Here is a 1,137-nt window from a genome sequence, read left to right as displayed (position 1 = left end):
CGAGGACTTCGACCCCGTGCCCTACGGGGAGATATCCGCGGGCGCCGAGATCGTCGTGTTCGTGACCGAGCCGTGCAGCCCGAAGGGGCACGCGCCGCATTTTGAGTACTACCGGGACGGGCGGCTGATCACCTGGTTCAGTTTCGAGGACCTGACGCAGCGGCCGGGGGACAACCCCGACTACCTGTCCGCCGAGTTGCTGGCCGCGAAGCTGATCGGGCCGGACGCCGGGTGCGCGGAGGAGGGCGAGGACGGGCACGACTGCTTCGACCACTACTACGAGCATCACCACCGCATCGTCCGGGCGGTCGCCCGTTTCTTCGCCCTGCCCTCGCCGCCGCTGTCCCCGCAGGTGACGGACCGGTGACCTGGCAGCCGACCTCACCGGCTTCTTCAGCGAGGCGGGGCACCCACACCATCCGCGTCGTCGCCGAGCACTTCGGGCTGCCCGCCGCACTACTTGAGTACGGGTGCTCATGACGGGGCCCGCCCCACCCCATGACCATGGCCGTATGAAGACACGGGGCATGCTTTCGGCCGGGGTCGCGCTCGTTCTCGGGGTGTCTGTCGCCGCCTGGGGACTGATGGGCCGGCAGGACTACGACGGGCTGCCGGCGAACGAGCTCGACTACGCCTACCGGCCGTGGGACATCGGGGACGGTGTGGCAGCCGGCGCGGGTGGCCTCGCGCTGGTGCTGGCGGGGATCGGTGCCGTGGTGCTCGTACGGGGAGCGCGGCGTGGCGCGATGGACCGGCGCTGGTGGGGGGTCCTCGGGCCGCTGGTGGTCGTCGGGCTCATGGCCGGTGTGGGGTGGCGGATCCTGACCGCGGGGGTCGTCGGGGCCAACATCGGCGCCGGGCTGCTGCTCATGTTCGGCACGCCGGTCGCCGCCGGACTCGTCCTGTGGGCAGTGGGGCGCGGCGTCTGGCTGGCCACGCGGCGGCACGGCACCGACGGCGGGGCCGACGGCCGGCACCTGGGCGGTTTCGCCTCCGGCGGGGTGTGACGGGCGGCGAGTCTCTCTTCCACGTGGCCGAAACCCCACGGGGGAGCAAGGGGTGGGGTGGACAACATCCGTATCCGGCCGGGGAGTTCACCTAGGTTGGTGGACCGGTCCCCCTTCCCCACCCCCAGGA

At 71.9% G+C, this 1,137-nt stretch carries 2 protein-coding genes; both read left to right on the top strand.

What is annotated here, in order from left to right; genetic code table 11:
- On the top strand, positions 1–367 hold a 367-nt coding region (locus CCL05_RS42175), incomplete at its 5' end, for a hypothetical protein (protein ID WP_086565810.1).
- Between the two features lie 145 nt (positions 368–512).
- On the top strand, positions 513–1,007 hold the full coding sequence (locus tag CCL05_RS42170; RefSeq protein WP_208641744.1) for a hypothetical protein: 495 nt from the start codon (positions 513–515) through the stop codon (positions 1,005–1,007).
- Positions 1,008–1,137: the final 130 nt, after the last annotated feature.

It is taken from the genome of Streptomyces africanus (assembly GCF_002150735.1).
GTDB classification, from domain to species: Bacteria; Actinomycetota; Actinomycetes; order Streptomycetales; family Streptomycetaceae; genus Streptomyces; species Streptomyces africanus.
Note: the sequence above shows the minus strand (reverse complement) of the source record. Positions and strands in the feature narration are given on the sequence as shown.

Excerpts from the sequence above, each read along its gene's own strand:
- CCL05_RS42170 (WP_208641744.1), top strand. The coding sequence starts at position 513 with ATGAAGACACGGGGCATGCTTTCGGCCGGGGTCGCGCTCGTTCTCGGG.